The following is a 16,541-nucleotide window of genomic DNA, read 5'->3' on the forward strand; positions in this document are numbered from 1 at the left end:
CCACAGAAGGGCGGAGATGATCACGCAACCCGCCGTCAAGGGTGCGGACTCGGAGCTCGTGAGCGCCTCGTGGACCGAACCCGAGGCGTTCGCCGAGCTCTTCGACCGCTACTCCGCCATGCTCTACAGGTACGTCTCCAAACGCCTCGGCCCCGAGCCCGCCGAGGACCTCGTCGGGGAGACCTTCCTGGTCGCCTTCTCCCGGAGGAGGAGCTACGACCTGGCGTACCCGGACGCCCGGCCCTGGCTGTTCGGCATCCTGACCAAGCTCGTCTCCCGGCACCACCGCACGGAGGCGGCCCGCTACCGGGCCCTCCTGCGCGCCCCTGTCGACTCCGAGGTGGAGTCGCCCGCAGACCGGGTGGCGGCCGGGGTGACCGCCCAGGCCGTCCGCGCGGAGCTGGCCGGCGCGCTGGCCGCGCTCCCGGCCAAGGACCGCGACGTCCTGCTGCTGATCGCCTGGGGCGATCTCACGTACGAGGAGGTCGCGCGAGCGCTCGGCATCCCCGTCGGAACCGTGCGCTCCCGCCTCAACAGGGGCAGGCGGAAGGTACGTGCCGCGCTCGGCGACGCCAACCCGATGGAGGAGGAGTGACGATGGACGACCTGAAGCTGCTCCGGAACCTCGGGGGAGAGCTGGAGCACGAACCTCCCGCGACCCTCGCCCGCCAGCGGGACCGCTTCCTGCGCGCCCGCCCCCGGCGCAGGTGGACGGGCTGGTGGACGGCCGGCCTCGTGGCCGCCGCCACGGCCACCGCCGTCGCGGTGCCCACGGTGCTCATCGGCACCCAGCACACGGCCGCGCCGCCGGCCGGGGCCGATCGGGTGGACGTGAGCGGCGCCAGGAACGTGCTGGTGATCGGCTCGGACTCGCGGCAGGGCGCGGGCAACGCCAAGTACGGCCCGCGGAGCCAGCACGCGGACCAGCGCTCCGACACGATCATGATCGTGCACGTGCCGGCCGACCGGGGCAGGGCCACGGCGGTCAGCATCTCGCGCGACTCGATGGTGCGGATCGCGCCCTGCGGCTCGGAGCCGGCCCGGATCGACATGATCAACTCGGCGTACGCCAAGGGTGGCGCCGCGTGCCTCAGGACGACGCTGGAGAAGCTGACGGGACTGCGCCTGGACTACACGATCGACGTGGACTTCGCCGGCTTCAAGGACATGGTGGACGCGCTCGGGGGCGTGACCGTCAAGGTGCCCGAGCCGGTGGACGACCGGGCCTCCAAGCTGCGGCTCTCCGCGGGCGAGCAGGTGCTCGACGGCGAGCGGGCCCTCGGCTACGTGCGCCTGCGCGGCTACGGGGACGGCTCCGACATCGCGCGGCTGAAGCGGCAGCAGACGGTCGTGCTGGCGATGCTGAAGAAGGCGCAGCGGATGGTCGCCGAACCCGGCAAGCTCAAGGACCTGCTCGCCGTGCTGCGCGAGAAGGTGAGGACCGATCTCAGCCTGGAGGAGATGTACGAGCTGGGCACGCAGCTGGCCGGCACCAAGATGACCTTCCTGGCGGTGCCCTGGAAGCCGCACGCGAAGGACAGGAACCGGATCGAGTGGGCGCAGCCGGAGGCGGACCAGCTGTTCGAGTCGCTGAAGGAGTAGCTCAGGACCGGCGGTAGTGGCGGCGCAGGGCCAGGCCCGCCGCCACTCCGCCGGCGACCGCCCCCACGCCTGCCGCGATGGGCAGGGCCGTGAGCGTGGCCTTGCGGCCCGTGCGGAAGTCCTTGATCGGCCAGTCGTGCTTCCTGGCGTGCTCGCGCAGCTCGCTGTCCGGGTTGATCGCCACCGCGTTGCCGACCAGCGACAGCATGGGAAGGTCGTTGGCCGAGTCGCTGTAGGCCGTGCACCGCGTCAGGTCCAGCCCCTCCCGGCGGGCCAGCGCGCGCACGGCCTCGGCCTTGGCGGGTCCGTGCAGCAGGTCGCCGACCAGCCGCCCGGTGTAGACGCCGTTGCTGGTCTCGGCGACCGTGCCGAGCGCGCCCGTCAGGCCGAGCCGCTGCGCGATGACCCTGGACAGCTCGATCGGCGTGGCGGTGACCAGCCAGACCCGCTGGCCGGCGTCGAGGTGGCTCTGGGCGAGGGCGCGGGTGCCGCCCCAGATGCGGTCGGCCATGACCTCGTCGTAGATCTCCTCGCCGAGGCGTACGACGTCGTCGACCTTGGCGCCGGCGACGAAGGCCAGCGCCGTCTCCCTGGCCACCGCGATGTGCTCGGGGTTCTCGTTGCCCCGCAGGCGGAACACCGCCTGCCCGACGGCGAACTTGAACAGGTCGGACGTCGTGAACAGGCCGCGGGTGGCCAGCCCGCGGGCGAAGTGGTAGATCGACGCGCCGCGCATCATCGTGTTGTCCACGTCGAAGAAGGCCGCGGCCTGCAGGTCGGGCTCGACCGGGGCGACCGGGGCGACGGTGACCGCCGCTCGCGCCGCGGCCTCACCGGCGACCTCCGGCCGGACTTCCTGTCGTCGTCGCATAAGCCGCCACATGGGCTTCAGCTTACTTTCCTACTCAGGGGCGACCAGACCCTCGATGTAGTCGAGGTACCCCTCCGCCTGGGCCAGCTGATCCTCGTTGAGCTGCTGGAGCATCGGCTTGACGGTCTCCTTCTGGTCCCGCGCGAAAGTCTTGATCTTCGGTGAGCGCGGTTCGGTCCGTTCGAGGCGGCTGATGCCCGCCCGCGTCGACTCCTCCATGTCCTCCAGCGTCTTGTCGATCAGCGGGCCGTCGGTGGACGAGCCGAGCAGGCTCGCGACCTCCTTGGCGCGCGTCTTGGCCGAGGCGAGCTCGCGCTCGCCGCGTTCGGCGTCGTCGGTGCTGAGGCGGACGAGCGTGCTCTCGGCGGCGCGCTTGAGCGGGTAGAGCGAATCACCCGGCACCGCCCGGTAGGTGGCGAAGGAGGAGACCATCATGGCCGCCGCCAGCCCCACGGCGGCGAGCTGGGACAGCAGCGGCCGGCGCCGGACCGGGCGGCGGTGGCCCGCCGGCGCGGCCGGCGCCGCCCGCTCCTCGGCGAGCGCGCCGGACAGCAGCTCGGCGCGCAGCCGGTCCCTGAAGGCAGGCTCCGGCGCGCCGCCGAGCGGCAGCTCCCTCAGCTCCGTGAGGTGTTCGAGCACGCGCTCCCGCCGCCTGCGCGCACTACTCATGACAGCTCCCTGACCGACCAGGCCATGACACTTGCCTAACGAGGGGCCGATGGCGGAGGTTACGCCAGGTCGTGCTTGAGAGCCCTGGCCAGCGCCCGTACGGCCCGGAACTGCAGCGCTTTGATCGCTCCACTCTTCTTCCCCATGATCAGCGCGGTTTCCGCGAGCGAGAGGCCGTGCAGGAAGCGCAGGACCACGCATTCCTGTTGTTCGGGATTGAGATCGCGTACGGCACGCAGCACGCGGTCGTTGATGATGGCCGTGACCACGGCGTTCTCGGGGATGTGGGAACCGTCGAGCGGAACGTCGATCACCTCTCCGGTCGGCACCTCCAGCCGGTAGCGCCCGGACTTGAAGTGGTCGGTCACCAGGTTCCTCGCGATGGTCACGAGCCAGGCCCCGAAGTCGCGGCCCTGCCAGGTGAAGTCGCCGATCCTGCGCAGCGCGCGCAGGAACGTCTCGCTGGTGAGGTCCTCGGCCAGCGGGTGGGAGCCCACGCGGAAGTAGATGTAGCGGTAGACGAGGTCGACGTAGCGGTCATAGAGCGTGCCAAAGGACTGCGTGCATCCGTTCTTGGCGTGCATCACCAGCGTACGCAGGTCGTCGGGCACGCCGTCCCGCGCGTCCTCGCGCACGTCTTCACGCCCGCTGTCACGTACGTCTTCGCGCACGGCGAGCTCGCCCGTCCGGGCAGGTCCAGCGACCGCTGGCGCCAGCAGCCCGGCGAACGGCGACGAGTCAGGCATCCGGTATCCCTAGGGGTAAGGGGTGCGGCGTGCTCGAACACTCTAGAAATCAACCGGAAAATTCACAATCCACATCGTCCTGGCATGACTAGGCGTAATCGGCGGATACCGTGTTGGACCGACCCGTTCCCTCTTCGGCTACCGGCTGGGAGGCATCGTCCGGCAGCATTGGAGTCACCATGGAGATCCTCGTTGCTGTCATAGCTCTTGCCGGTGCGCTCCTGGCCGCGATCGCGGCAGGTGCCCTGATCCAACGACTGCGCGACGAGCCCGAGGGGTGGTTGATCGCCTGGACCGTTGCAGTCGTGGCTCTTTGCCTTTCACTGGTCGTGATCGGCATCGGCTATCTCATGGGCTTCGGCCAGGTCACCTTCCGGATCTACCAGGTGACCGGATCGTTGCTGGCGCCGCTCTGGCTGGCCATCGGGCTCGTGCAGCTGCTGTCGGAGAAGGTGCCGCCCCGGTTCCTGGCGTGGCTGCTCGGCATCGCGCTGACCGTCGTCGCCGCGGTGATCATGGTTTTCGACCCGCTGAAGAACACGGACATGGGCAAGTCCCTGCCCTCCGCCGCGACCCACTGGAACGTCCCGCCCGGCTACCTGCTGATCGGCGTGCACGCCGTCGCCGTGCTGGTCATGCTGGCAATGCTGGTCGTGGCGGGGCTCAAGTGGCGCAGCGGCGACGAATACGACACCGACAACCTGCACGCGACCGTCGTCATCGTCCCGTCGGGGCTGGCGCTCGTGGGCGCGATGAGGTTCCCGGTGCCGGCGCTGTTCACCACGGCGCTGCTGGCCGTGGCCGGGGCCGCGGTCTGGTACACCGTGCTGCGGCCGCTGGCGCCGTACGAGGACGACGACGAGGACGACTTCGGTCCTGACAGCGACGAGCGGCCCGCACGCCGTGACGAGCGCTCTCAGCGCCGCGACGAGCGTGCCCAGCATCGCGAGGAGCGGCCCATGCCCCTGGGCGAGCGCCCGATGCCGGTCGGCGACCGCCAGATGCCAGTTGGCGACCGCCCGATGTTCCGCGACGAGAGGCCCCAGCCGATGGGCATGCCCGAGCCCGTGCCCGCCGCCGACCTGCCGCCCGCGCCGCCGCGCCGGGCGTCCGGGCTGGGGGACCTGGTGGCCGAATACCGCGCGGGCGACCAGGAGGTCGACTACGCCGCCCGCATGGCCCCGCCGCCCGACGCGGGTCCCTCGACCGGCTACATCATGAACGGCGCCCCGCCCCAGCGCCCCGACTACGCCGTGCCCGGGACGGGAGCCGTCTTCCCCGGCGCCGACGTGTTCTCGCCCGCGCCGCGGCAGCAGCCCGCCTCCGGCAAGCCGTCACCGACCATCTACGGCCTGCTCACGGTCTTCACGATCATGGACGGGGCCGGCGACGCGTTCGACCGGCTGGCCGAGGCGACCGTCGAGGCCGTGCGCCGCGGCGAGCCGGACACGCTGGTCTACGCCTGCCACGCGGTGAAGTCGGCGCCGCTGCAGCGGATCGTCTACGAGCTCTACCGCGACGAGGTCGCCTACCGCGACCACCAGCGGCAGCCGCACGTGGAGAGGTTCGTCAACGAACGGCAGGCCATGGTGCTGGCCACCAATGTGATCGAGCTCACCGTCAACGCCGCGAAGGTGGTGCCGCTGCCCACCGCGATGTACTGAGCCCGCTCAGGTGGTGAGCGCGGCGCGCAGGCGGCTCTCGTCGACGCGCCAGAAGTCGTGCTGCACGCCGTCGATCAGCGTGACGGGGATCATCTCCCAGTATTTTTCCTTGAGCTCGTCGGAGGAGTCGATGCTGACCTCCTCCCACGGCACGCCGAGCTCGCCCGCGACCCTCGCGATGATCTCTCGCGCGTCGTCACACAAGTGACAGCCGGGCTTGCCGAGCAACGTGATGCGATGCATAACGCAACCGTACCCCGCTGACTTTGTGCATCGGTTCACAAAGGGATTAACCTGAAAGACGGTTCGATTCCCGTCACGCGGTCCCCAAGCCGCCCGTCCCCTGGAGCACCGGCACGTGAAGAGCCCGTCCCAGCCCCGTGACCGCGGTATACCCGAGGCGACGGTCGCCAGGCTTCCGTTGTACCTCCGGGCGCTGCACGGGATGGCGGAGCGGGGCGTCGCGACCGTCAGCTCGGAGGACCTGGCCGTGGCGGCCGGCGTGAACTCCGCCAAACTGCGCAAGGACCTGTCGCACCTCGGCTCCTACGGCACCCGCGGCGTAGGCTATGACGTCGAATACCTCGTCTACCAGATCTCCCGCGAGCTCGGCCTGACGCAAGACTGGGCGGTCGCGATCGTCGGAGTCGGTAACCTCGGTCGCGCGCTGGCCAACTACGGCGGTTTCGTCTCCAGGGGCTTCCGGGTCGCGGCGCTCGTGGACGCCGACCCCGAAGTCGTGGGCGACACCATCGCGGGATTGAATGTGGAGCACATCGACGAACTGGAAGCCGTCATCAAGCGGCGTGGAGTCTCGATCGTGGTTCTGGCGACACCGGCGGCAGCGGCGCAGAAGGTCTGCGATCGCGTGGTCGCCGTGGGCGTAACCAGCATCCTGAACTTCGCGCCCGTCGTACTTTCCGTACCGGACACCGTCGATGTCCGTAAAGTCGACCTATCAATCGAACTGCAGATTCTCGCGTTCCACGAGCAACGCAAGGCTGGGGGGCCACTCATGGCGGTGGACAGTCAATGAGTGTTCTGTCTATCGGACTAAGCCACCGGACCGCGCCGGTGGCTCTTCTCGAGCGCGTCTCGATGACGGGCGACGCGCTCGTCAAGCTCCTGCACGACGTGCAGAGCGACCCCTGCGTCGCCGAGGCCATGGTGGTCTCGACCTGCAACCGGGTCGAGGTCTACGTCACGGTCGACCGCTTCCACGCCGCCGTGACCGCCATCAGCAACCTGCTGGGCGTGCACTCGGGCGTCCCGGTCGACGAGCTGACGCCGCACTTCTACGTGCACTACGAGGAGCGGGCGGTCGAGCACCTGTTCTCCGTGGTGTGCGGCCTCGACTCCATGGTCGTCGGCGAGGGCCAGATCCTCGGGCAGGTCCGCCAGGCGCTCAAGCTGGCCCAGCGGCAGGGCACGGTGGGCGCCACCCTCAACGACCTGGTCCAGCAGGCGCTGCGGGTCGGCAAGCGGGCGCACCACGACACCGGCATCGACAAGCACGGCGCCTCCCTCGTCTCCGCGGGCCTCGCCCTCGCGGGCGACCTGGCCGGGCGGCGCGCGCTGGTGGTGGGCGCGGGCTCCATGAGCTCCCTGGCCGCCGTCACGCTGGCGCGCGCCGGGGTCACCGACATCGTCGTGGCCAACCGTACGTACGAGCGGGGCGCCCGGCTGGCCGAGTCCGTCGGCGGGCGGGCGGTCGAGTTCGCCGCCGTGGCCGACGAGCTGGCCACGGCCGACCTGGTGATCACCTGCACCGGCGCCGGCCGCCACGTCATCACCCCCGGCATGCTGAGCCGGCCCGCGTTCCTGCTGGACCTGGCGCTGCCCCACGACATCGACCCGGCCGTGCGCGCCGTCCCCGGCGTCACGCTGGTGGACCTGGAGACGATCCAGGAGTCCGGCATCGGCTCTCGCGAGGGCGACGCCGTTCAGTCCGTACGCGCCCTCGTCGCCGAGGAGCTGCGCGCCTACCTCGACGCCGAGCGGGCGGCCAAGGTCACCCCGACCGTGGTGGCGCTGCGCAGCAAGGCGGCGAGCGTGGTCGAGTCGGAGCTGGGCCGCCTGCTGATGCGCGTGCCCGACCTCGACGAGCGGGTCAAGGACGAGGTCGCCATGACCGTTCAGCGGGTCGTCGACAAACTGCTTCACGAGCCGACTGTGCGTGTCAAGCAGCTCGCCACCTGCCCAGGAGGCGATCATTATGCGGAAGCGTTGCGTGAGTTGTTCAATTTGGATCCGAAGATGCCCGAGGCCGTGAGGGAGGTGGAGCTGTGATGTCACGGTTGGGCACCCTGCGTCTCGGCACCCGCCGCAGCCTCATGGCGACCACGCAGTCCGGCATGGTGGCCGACGCCTACACCCAGCGCACCGGGCGGGCGGTGGAGCTGGTCGGCATCACGACCTTCGGCGACGTGACCAAGGCGCACCTCGCGCAGCTCGGCGGCACGGGCGTGTTCGTCAGCGCGCTGCGCGACAAGCTGATCGAGGACGAGGTCGACTTCGCCGTCCACTCGCTGAAGGACCTGCCGACCAAGCAGGACCCGCGCTTCACACTGGCCGCCATCCCGGCCCGTCACGACCACCGCGACGCGCTGGTCGGCATGCACAAGTTCGCGGACCTGCCGCCCGGGGCCAGGGTCGGCACCGGCTCGCCCCGTCGCGTGGCCATGCTCAGCGCGCTGCGCCCCGACCTGGAATACGTCCCGATCCGCGGCAACGCCGACACGCGCATCGGCAAGGTCACCTCGGGCGAGCTCGACGCGGTCGTGCTGGCCTCGGCCGGCCTGACCAGGATCGGCCGCAGCGCGGACATCGCCCAGATCTTCGAGATCGAGGAGCTGCTGCCCGCACCCGGCCAGGGCGCGCTGGCCGTCGAGTGCCGCTCCGACCGCTCCGACCTGATCGAGTTCCTGCGCGTGCTCGACGACCCGGCCACGCGCTCCGCGGTCACCGCCGAGCGCGCCGTGCTGTCCGCCCTGGAGGCCGGGTGCTCCGCACCGGTGGGTGCTTTCGCGGCCGATGACGGGCACACTCTGAACCTGACCGCAGTGGTCGTCTCCATCGACGGCCGCGAAGCGGTCCGCAAGTCCGCCGCCGGCTCTCCTTCGGAGGCAGCGAACCTGGGCCGCCTCCTCGCGGCCGAGATGATCGCCGAAGGGGCCGACAGATTGATGGGGGAGCATTCCCATTGAGCTCCGATAGTCCAACCTCCGGATTCGTCGCGTTCGTGGGCGCGGGCCCCGGCGATCCCAACCTGCTCACCCTCCGCGCCGCCGAGCTGCTCGGCAAGGCCGACGCGGTGGTGCTCGACGCGGAGACGCAGACCCCGCTGCTGCGCCACTGCCGCACGGGCGTCGAGGTCGCCGAGGGCGACTTCGTCAAGCGCGCCGCACGGGGGCAGCTCGTGGTGCGCCTTTGCGAGGGCGACCCCATGCTGTTCTCCTCGATCACCGAGGAGGTGGCGGCCTGTGCCGCGGCGGAGGTGGACTTCGAGATCGTGCCCGGTGTGCCGCCCGCGACCGCCGTGCTCACCTACGCGGGCATCCCGCCGGCGACCGCCGTGCCCGAGTTCCGGATCGTCGACGCGGCCCAGGAGCAGGACTGGGCGGCCCACGCCGCCTGCCGCGGCACGCTGGTGATCTACAACGGCATCGGCGACGCCGTGGCCATCGGCAAGGCCCTCGTCTCCGGCGGCAAGCCCGACACCACGCCCGTCGCGGTCAGCAGCGGCGGCACCACCACCGAGCAGTACACCGTCGTGTCCTCGCTCGGACGGCTCCAGGCCGACCTCAAGCACGCCGGGTTCACCGAGCCCGCGCTGATCGTGGTCGGCGAGGCCGTGGGGCTGCGGGACAAGCTGTCGTGGTTCGAGACCAAGCCGCTGTTCGGGTGGCGGGTGCTGGTGCCCCGTACGAAGGAGCAGTCGCGCAGCCTGTCCGAGCAGCTCATCGCCTACGGCGCGGTGCCCGAGGAGGTGCCGACCATCTCGGTCGAGCCGCCCCGCACGCCGCAGCAGATGGACCGCGCGATCAAGGGCCTGGTCACCGGCCGCTACGAGTGGGTGGCCTTCACCAGCTCGAACGCGGTCAAGGCGGTGCGCGAGAAGTTCGAGGAATACGGTCTCGACGCCCGTGCCTTCGCCGGGCTCAAGGTGGCGGCCGTGGGCGACGCGACCGCGCGGGCCCTGGTCGAGTTCGGGGTCAAGCCCGACCTGCTGCCCTCGGGGGAGCAGTCGTCCGAGGGGCTGGTGGCCGAGTGGCCGCCGTACGACTCGATGCTCGACCCGATCAACCGGGTGCTGCTGCCGCGGGCCGACATCTCCACCGACACGCTCGTCGCCGGGCTCACCGAGCTGGGCTGGGAGTGCGACGACGTCACCGCGTACCGCACCGTGCGGGCCGCCCCGCCGCCCGCGCCCATCCGCGAGGCCATCAAGGGCGGCGGCTTCGACGCCGTGCTCTTCACCTCCTCGTCCACCGTGCGCAACCTCGTGGGCATCGCGGGCAAGCCGCACAACGTGACCGTGATCGCGGTCATCGGGCCGCAGACGGCCAAGACGGCCGAGGAGTTCGGGCTCCGGGTCGACGTCATGGCCGACAAGCCGTCCGCCTCCGCCCTGGCCGCCGCGGTCGCCGAGTACGGAGCCAAGCAGCGCCAGGCGGCCCTGGCCGTGGGTGACACCCCGCGCCGGCCCTCGCAGAACCGCCGGGGAGCCAGGAGGAGAGCCAAATGAGCGTGCGACACCCCAGAAGGAGCGCCGAATGAGCGCGCAATACCCCGTCGCCCGTCCGAGGCGACTGCGCCGCAGCCCGGCCCTGCGCCGGATGGTGGCGGGCACCCGGCTGCACGCCGCCGACCTGATCCTGCCCATGTTCGTCAAGGAAGGCATCTCCGAGGCGCACCCCGTGGCCTCGATGCCCGGCGTGGTGCAGCACACCCGCGACTCGCTGCGCAAGGCCGCCCACGAGGCCGCCGAGGCCGGGGTGGGCGGGCTGATGTTGTTCGGCATCCCGGCGGTGAAGGACGCCCGCGGCTCGGCCGCCGACGATCCCGACGGGATCCTGCAGAAGGCGCTGCGCGACGTGACCGCCGAGGTCGGCGACTCCATCGTGGTGATGGCCGACACGTGCCTCGACGAGTTCACCGACAACGGGCACTGCGGCATCCTCACCCCGTCCGGTGACGTGGACAACGACGCCACGCTGGAGCGGTACGCCTCGATCGCGGTGGCCCAGGCCGAGGCCGGGTCGCAGATGGTGGCGCCGAGCGGGATGATGGACGGCCAGGTGGGGGCGATCCGTGCGGCCCTGGACGGGGCAGGTTACGGAAATATCCCGATTTTGGCCTATTCCGCCAAGTACGCGTCAGCCTTCTTCGGCCCGTTCCGCGACGCCGCCGAGTGCGCGCCGCAGTTCGGCGACCGCAGCACCCACCAGCAGGACCCGGCCGGGCCGCTGGAGGAGGCGCTGCGCGAGGTGCGCCTCGACCTGGCGGAGGGCGCCGACGCCGTCATGGTCAAGCCGGCGCTGGCCTACCTCGACGTCATCGCCCGCTTCCGCGACGAGGTGGACGTGCCGGTGGCCGCCTACCAGGTGAGCGGCGAATACGCGATGATCGAGGCCGCGGCCGCCAACGGCTGGGTGGACCGGCAGCGGATGATCATGGAGTCGCTGGTCGCGATCAAGCGGGCGGGGGCCGACCTGATCCTCACGTACTGGGCCACGGAAGTGGCGCGAACGCTCTAACCAAGGGGTTTCCCGTCAACTCGTGGGGCCTGTGGGTTAGAGTGCATGACAAGTGCTGGTGTGTCCCGCGTGTGCGCAACGCCCGGAGCCGGGGCCTCCTCAGGCACGGGGACTCGACGGGAGACACCATGGTGGGGGTACCACTGGCTCGGCGTACCAAAAAGCGGTCGCGGCCGACACGGATCGGGACGGTGCTCGAATACGCCGCCATGGGCTGGCCCGTCGTGCCGGGCGCCTATCCGCTGCGGCACGGGCCGCGCGCCTGCTCGTGCGACCGCGTCGGCTGTCCCGACCCCGGCGCCCACCCGCTGTCCCCCGCCTGGCACATGCAGGCCACCACCGACCCCGCCCTGCTCACGCGCTGGTGGCAGGCCGAGCCCGAGGCCAATGTGATCCTCCCCACGGGGCGCGTGTTCGACGTGTTCGACGTACCGCTCCCCGTCGGCCTGTCCGCCCTCACCCGGATCGACGCCGCGGGAGCCCATCCCGGCCCGGTCGCCGCCAATGGCGACCGGGTCTTGTTCTATGTGGCCACGCGGGGCAATCCCGAGGACGAGGACGAGTGGTGGTCGTGCCACCTCGACTGCGACCCGGCGACGATCGACGACACGCCGGGGCTGCGGTGGCACTGCCGCGACAGCTACGTCCTCGCGCCGCCGTCCACCCTGCCCAGCGGCCAGCCCGTCACCTGGCTCCGCCCCCCTGACGGCCGCCCCTTGCCCGACCCGCTGCGCCTCCTGGAGTGGCTGGCCGACTGACCCGGCCCACCGCCCACCCACCACCCGCCGTTCAGGCCCGCCCGCCGTTCACGCGCGCCCGGCCGTGCTCCAGCGGCTCCCTGACCCTTCCGCGTCTCCCCATGGGCCTTGCGCGCCCTGGCCTTCTGCGCACCCCTCAAGGTTCAGTTGGCAGCCCCAGCCTCGCTGGCACCCTCCGGCCTCTGGCCCCCGGCTCGCTGGCGCTCCCGCCTCCCGCCCACCCCCGGCTCTCGCGCCCTCCTGCCTTTCGCGGGCCGCCGGGCCTCCGCGCGCCCCCGGCCCTTCCGCGGCCCCGGGCTTCCGCACCACTCCCCGCCGTTGCGGCGCTCGGAAGGCGTATCAGCGGAGGGTCGCGCAGCCGCGGGGCCCGTCACCGCACGCTGCGGCGGTCCTTCGGAGGCCAGGGGGAAGGACGGTCAGAAGACGTCAGGGAGGGTGGGGCAGGGGGGCACGAAGGGGTCGGGCAGGGTGGCGGGTGTGGGGCGTTGCCGGGGTCAGCGGCGGGCGCGGCTAACCTGGATCGGGTGAGCCGTACACAGAACTCCGAGGACCTGTTCGCCCGCGCCCGCCAGATCGTGCCGGGAGGCGTCAACTCCCCGGTGCGCGCGTTCGGCGCGGTGGGCGGCACGCCGCGTTTCATGGCCTCGGGCCAGGGCCCCTACATCACCGACGTCGACGGCAACCGCTACGTCGACCTGGTCTGCTCCTGGGGCCCGATGATCCTCGGCCACCGCCACCCCGCGGTCGTCGAGGCCGTCTCCGGCGCCGTGGCCAACGGGTTCTCCTACGGCACCGCCACGCAGGGCGAGGTCGAGCTGGCCGAGGAGATCGTCGCCAGGGTGGCGCCGGTCGAGAAGGTGCGCCTGGTCAGCTCGGGCACCGAGGCGACGATGAGCGCCGTGCGCCTGGCCAGGGGGTTCACCGGCCGGTCCAAGGTGGTCAAGTTCGCCGGTTGCTACCACGGGCACGTGGACGCGCTGCTGGCCTCGGCCGGGTCCGGGGTGGTGACGTTCGGGCTGCCCGACACGCCCGGTGTGACGGGGGCGTCGGCGGCGGACACGATCGTGCTGCCGTACAACGACGTCGCGGCCGTCGAGGAGGCGTTCGCGGCGGCGGACGTCGCGTGCGTGATCACGGAGGCGTGCCCGGCGAACATGGGCGTCGTCCCGCCGCGCGCCGGCTTCAACGCGCGCCTGCGCGAGCTGTGCACGGCCAACGGCGCGCTGCTCATCGTGGACGAGGTGCTGACGGGCTTCCGCGTCTCGCCGGCGGGCTGGTACGGCCTGGACCCGGTGGAGGCCGACCTGATGACGTTCGGCAAGGTCATGGGCGGCGGCCTGCCCGCGGCGGCGTTCGGCGGCCGGGCGGACGTCATGGCCTACCTCGCGCCGGAGGGTCCCGTCTACCAGGCGGGCACGCTGTCGGGCAACCCGCTGGCCTGCGCCGCCGGCCTGGCCACGCTGCGCGCCCTGGACGCGGAGGCGTACGCGCGGGTGGACGCCGCGGCGCTCACCGTCGGGCAGGCCGCCTCCGAGGCGCTCGCCGCGGCGGGCGTGCCGCACCGGCTGCAGCGGGCGGGCAGCCTGTTCTCGATCTTCTTCACGGACGCCGAGGTGACGAGCTTCGCCGAGGCCAAGACGCAGAACACGGCGGCGTTCACGGCCTTCTTCCACGCGATGCTCGACCAGGGCGTCTACCTGCCGCCGTCGGCGTACGAGGCGTGGTTCCTGTCGGCCTCCCACGACGACGAGGCGCTCAACCGCGTGGCCGAGGCCCTCCCGGCCGCCGCGAAGGCCGCCGCCGCGGTGCTCTAGGTCGCCACGAGTGCGCGGCGGGGCTTGGTGCCGGCGTAGAGGACGCCGGAGACGATGAGTGCCGCCGCCAGCAGTTCGAGCCAGGACAGCGACTCGCCCGTCACGAGCGCGGCCGACGACATGCCGAACACCGGCACGAGCAGCGTGTACGGCGCCACGGTCGAGGCGTCGTAGCGACGCAGCAGCCAGCCCCAGACGCCGAAGCCGCCCAGCGTCGAGACGAAGGCCACGTACAGGAGCGACAGCCAGCCCTCCGCCGGTGAGCTCAGCACCGGCGCGCCCTCCACCAGCAGGGACAGGAGCAGGAGCGGGGGCGCGGAGAAGGCGCTGACCCAGACCATGAAGCGCAGGGAGTCGGGTGGCGCGGCGCGGCGCTGGACGACGTTGCCCAGGCCCCAGGCGGCCGCGGCGGCCACGCACAGCGCGAAGGCGCCGATCGGGCCCGACACGCCGAAGTCGAGGGCGACCAGGGCCAGGCCGCCGAACGCGACGGCCAGCCCGAGTACGCGGCGGGCGGTGAGCCGCTCCCCGAGCAGCGTCACCGCGAACACCACGGTGAACAACGCCTGCATCTGCAGGACGAGAGAGGTCAGGCCGGCCGGCATGCCCGCTCGCATCCCCACGAGCAGCAGGCCGAACTGGCCCACCCCGATGGTGGCCGCCACCCCGGCGACCCAGCGCCAGGGAACTCCGGGCCGCCCCACCAGCAGCAGGGCCGGGAACGCGGCCATGGCGAACCGGACGCCCGCGTACAGCAGGGGCGGGAAGTGCCGCAGGCCCACCTGCATGACCACGAAGTTGAAGCCCCACACGGCCGCGAGGCCGACGGCGAGGGCGAGGTGGCGGGGGCTCACTCAGCGAGTGGGCTTCTGGTAGCGGATCCGCTGCTCGCGAGCCTGCTCGGCGAGCGCCTTGAGGTACGACACGGAGCCGGTCTGCTGCTTCTTCGTCTTCAGGATTCTCATACAACTATTTTCATCCGCTACACATTCAACGACAAGCGAGACTTTCTACGCTAAACCGTTTAGGCTGGCTTACATGTTGGACTTGAACCGGCTCAAGGCTCTTCACGCAGTTCACGTCTACGGGTCGGTCGGGGCGGCGGCCGACGCGCTGATGGTCACCCCCTCGGCGGTCTCCCAGCAGATCGCCAAGCTGGAGCGGGAGACCGGCGCCCGGCTCATGGAGCGCAACGGCCGCGGCGTGCGGCTGACGGACGCCGCCGGGCTGCTGGCCGAGCACGCCGAGCGCATCCTCGCCCTGGTGGAGACCGCCGAGGCCGACTTCGAGGCGCTGCGCGGCGAGGTCGTGGGCCGCCTGAACATCGCGGCCTTCCCCACCGCCGTGCGCGGCCTCATGCCCGGTGCGCTGGTCTCGCTCAGGCAGCGCCACCCCGATCTGTGGGTGCAGCTCAACGAGCGCGAGCCCGAGCGGGTCGTACGCGAGGTGGCCAGGGGCGAGCTGGACCTCGGCATCATCCAGGACTGGCTCAACCGGCCCATGGCCATCCCCGAGGGCCTGTCCAAGGCCACGCTGCTCGACGACGTGGCGGACGTCGCCGTCCCCGCCGGTCACCCGATGGCCGGCGAGCGGGAGGTCGAGCTGTCCGCGTTGCGGAGCGAGCAGTGGATCAGCTCCTCGCCCGGCACGGTCTGCCACGACTGGCTGGTGTTCACGCTGCGCAGCGCCTCGCTGGAGCCGGTGATCGCCTGCATGGCCGACGAGTACCCGACCCAGCTCGCGCTGGTGGCGGCGGGCCTGGGCTGCGCGATCGTGCCGCGCCTGGGCCGCGACTGCGTGCCCGACGGGGTGCGGCTGATCCCGCTGCGGCCGCGCCAGTCGCGGCGCATCTACGCGGTGTGGCGTACGGACGCCGCCCGCCGCCCCGCGATCAGGGCGATGGTCGAGGCGCTGGTCGAGGTGAGCAGGAAGCAGGAGAACGCCTGGGCCGTGAACTGACATCTTCGGCGCGGGCCTGGCCGTAAGGCTCGGGTGAGCGGATAGGCTGTGCGCACCATGGCTGAAACCACCGTCGTTCACCTATTGCGCCACGGTGAGGTGCATAACCCCGGAGGCATCCTGTACGGCAGGCTGCCCGGCTACCACCTGTCGGAGACAGGTCAGCTCATGGCCGAGACGGTCGCCAAGGCCGTCGGGGGCCGTGACATCGTCGCGCTCTACAGCTCGCCGCTCGAACGCGCGCTGGAGACGGCGGCCCCGCTCGCGGAGAAGCTCGGCCTCGAGATCACCCGGGACGCCCGCCTGATCGAGGCCGGCAACCTCCTGGAGGGACGTGAGGTGGGCCAGGGCCTGGCCCTGCTGCGCAACCCGCGCAACTACCGCTATTTCTGGAATCCGCTGCGCCCGTCCTGGGGCGAGGCGTACCCGGTCATCGTCAAGCGGATGAAGTCGATCATCGACGAGGCCAGGGCGGCGGCACGCGGGCACGAGACGGTGCTCGTCAGCCACCAGCTCCCGATCTGGGCGATCAGGTCGGCCGCGGAGGGCCGCCGGCTGTGGCACGACCCGCGGCGCCGGCAGTGCGCGCTGGCCAGCCTGACCACGCTCACGTTCGACGGCGACCGCCTGATCAGCATCGGCTACAGCGAGCCCGCCGGATCCCTGGAGGCGGGCCCTTCCGTCCCCGGGGCCTGATGT

General features: G+C 71.5%; 17 protein-coding genes. 12 read left to right on the forward strand and 5 right to left on the reverse strand.

All coding sequences use genetic code 11. The features are described 5' to 3' along the window. The first annotated feature begins 16 nt into the window (after positions 1 to 16). Both ACBJ59_RS35300 and ACBJ59_RS35305 read left to right on the forward strand, forming a co-directional pair. Positions 17 to 595 (forward strand): RNA polymerase sigma factor, encoded by a 579-nt coding sequence (locus ACBJ59_RS35300; protein WP_364126247.1) that lies wholly within the window; start codon positions 17 to 19, stop codon positions 593 to 595. A 2-nt stretch (positions 596 to 597) separates the two neighbouring features. Continuing rightward, positions 598 to 1,602 carry an LCP family protein gene (locus ACBJ59_RS35305; protein WP_375114532.1) on the forward strand — a complete coding sequence of 335 codons (1,005 nt, stop codon included), beginning with the start codon at positions 598 to 600 and terminating at the stop codon, positions 1,600 to 1,602. 1 nt (position 1,603) lies between these two features. Here the strand turns inward: ACBJ59_RS35305 and ACBJ59_RS35310 are convergent, their stop codons facing one another. The 3 genes from ACBJ59_RS35310 to ACBJ59_RS35320 are packed head-to-tail and all read right to left on the reverse strand — an operon-like array spanning position 1,604 to position 3,888. After that, the gene (locus ACBJ59_RS35310; protein WP_375114533.1) at positions 1,604 to 2,473 is read right to left on the reverse strand and encodes an HAD family hydrolase; all 870 of its coding nucleotides are present in this window, start codon (positions 2,471 to 2,473) and stop codon (positions 1,604 to 1,606) included. 30 nt (positions 2,474 to 2,503) lie between these two features. Continuing rightward, positions 2,504 to 3,142, reverse strand: coding sequence for a DUF5667 domain-containing protein (locus tag ACBJ59_RS35315; RefSeq protein WP_375114534.1), 639 nt, complete (start codon positions 3,140 to 3,142; stop codon positions 2,504 to 2,506). Positions 3,143 to 3,201: 59 nt separating this feature from the next. Then, positions 3,202 to 3,888 (reverse strand): sigma-70 family RNA polymerase sigma factor, encoded by a 687-nt coding sequence (locus ACBJ59_RS35320; protein ID WP_364126257.1) that lies wholly within the window; start codon positions 3,886 to 3,888, stop codon positions 3,202 to 3,204. Between the two features lie 179 nt (positions 3,889 to 4,067). Here ACBJ59_RS35320 and ACBJ59_RS35325 point away from each other — a divergent pair, with 179 nt between their 5' ends. Continuing rightward, complete coding sequence (locus tag ACBJ59_RS35325) at positions 4,068 to 5,552, forward strand: antibiotic biosynthesis monooxygenase (protein ID WP_375114535.1); 1,485 nt, start codon at positions 4,068 to 4,070, stop codon at positions 5,550 to 5,552. 6 nt (positions 5,553 to 5,558) lie between these two features. Here the strand turns inward: ACBJ59_RS35325 and ACBJ59_RS35330 are convergent, their stop codons facing one another. Then, positions 5,559 to 5,795: a glutaredoxin family protein gene (locus tag ACBJ59_RS35330; protein ID WP_364126262.1), complete on the reverse strand. Its 237-nt coding sequence runs from the start codon at positions 5,793 to 5,795 to the stop codon at positions 5,559 to 5,561. 115 nt (positions 5,796 to 5,910) lie between these two features. On the opposite strand from ACBJ59_RS35330, the gene ACBJ59_RS35335 reads away from it, so the two are divergent. The 7 genes from ACBJ59_RS35335 to hemL all read left to right on the forward strand — a co-directional run bounded on the left by ACBJ59_RS35335 (position 5,911) and on the right by hemL (position 13,883). Beyond that, positions 5,911 to 6,588, forward strand: a complete 678-nt coding sequence (locus tag ACBJ59_RS35335; RefSeq protein WP_375114536.1) for a redox-sensing transcriptional repressor Rex — start codon at positions 5,911 to 5,913, stop codon at positions 6,586 to 6,588. Next, complete coding sequence (locus ACBJ59_RS35340; protein ID WP_375114537.1) at positions 6,585 to 7,841, forward strand: glutamyl-tRNA reductase; 1,257 nt, start codon at positions 6,585 to 6,587, stop codon at positions 7,839 to 7,841. The genes ACBJ59_RS35335 and ACBJ59_RS35340 overlap by 4 nt, the downstream gene beginning before the upstream one ends. After that, positions 7,841 to 8,758, forward strand: coding sequence for a hydroxymethylbilane synthase (gene hemC / locus ACBJ59_RS35345; protein WP_375114538.1), 918 nt, complete (start codon positions 7,841 to 7,843; stop codon positions 8,756 to 8,758). Before ACBJ59_RS35340 ends, hemC begins: the two co-directional genes overlap by 1 nt. Then, the gene (locus tag ACBJ59_RS35350) at positions 8,755 to 10,299 is read left to right on the forward strand and encodes a bifunctional uroporphyrinogen-III C-methyltransferase/uroporphyrinogen-III synthase (protein ID WP_364126272.1); all 1,545 of its coding nucleotides are present in this window, start codon (positions 8,755 to 8,757) and stop codon (positions 10,297 to 10,299) included. Before hemC ends, ACBJ59_RS35350 begins: the two co-directional genes overlap by 4 nt. A 28-nt stretch (positions 10,300 to 10,327) precedes the next feature. After that, the gene (gene hemB, locus ACBJ59_RS35355) at positions 10,328 to 11,311 is read left to right on the forward strand and encodes a porphobilinogen synthase (protein ID WP_364126275.1); all 984 of its coding nucleotides are present in this window, start codon (positions 10,328 to 10,330) and stop codon (positions 11,309 to 11,311) included. 128 nt (positions 11,312 to 11,439) lie between these two features. Next, the gene (locus ACBJ59_RS35360; RefSeq protein WP_375114539.1) at positions 11,440 to 12,069 is read left to right on the forward strand and encodes a bifunctional DNA primase/polymerase; all 630 of its coding nucleotides are present in this window, start codon (positions 11,440 to 11,442) and stop codon (positions 12,067 to 12,069) included. A 524-nt stretch (positions 12,070 to 12,593) separates the two neighbouring features. Beyond that, positions 12,594 to 13,883 (forward strand): glutamate-1-semialdehyde 2,1-aminomutase, encoded by a 1,290-nt coding sequence (hemL, locus tag ACBJ59_RS35365; RefSeq protein WP_375114540.1) that lies wholly within the window; start codon positions 12,594 to 12,596, stop codon positions 13,881 to 13,883. On the opposite strand, the gene ACBJ59_RS35370 is transcribed toward hemL, so the two are convergent. After that, positions 13,880 to 14,737, reverse strand: a complete 858-nt coding sequence (locus ACBJ59_RS35370; protein WP_375114541.1) for an EamA family transporter — start codon at positions 14,735 to 14,737, stop codon at positions 13,880 to 13,882. The two genes, hemL and ACBJ59_RS35370, sit on opposite strands and share 4 nt — an antisense overlap. A 184-nt stretch (positions 14,738 to 14,921) precedes the next feature. Between ACBJ59_RS35370 and ACBJ59_RS35375 the strand changes: the two genes are divergently transcribed. Together ACBJ59_RS35375 and ACBJ59_RS35380 are read left to right on the forward strand one after the other, a co-directional pair. Next, entirely contained in the window at positions 14,922 to 15,842 is a 921-nt protein-coding gene (locus tag ACBJ59_RS35375; RefSeq protein WP_375114542.1) for a LysR family transcriptional regulator, read from the forward strand. Between the two features lie 57 nt (positions 15,843 to 15,899). Continuing rightward, entirely contained in the window at positions 15,900 to 16,538 is a 639-nt protein-coding gene (locus ACBJ59_RS35380; protein ID WP_375114543.1) for a histidine phosphatase family protein, read from the forward strand. Positions 16,539 to 16,541: the final 3 nt, after the last annotated feature.

Origin of the sequence: Nonomuraea sp. MTCD27 (genome assembly GCF_041950495.1) — a bacterium.
In the GTDB taxonomy this organism is placed as follows: domain Bacteria; phylum Actinomycetota; class Actinomycetes; order Streptosporangiales; family Streptosporangiaceae; genus Nonomuraea.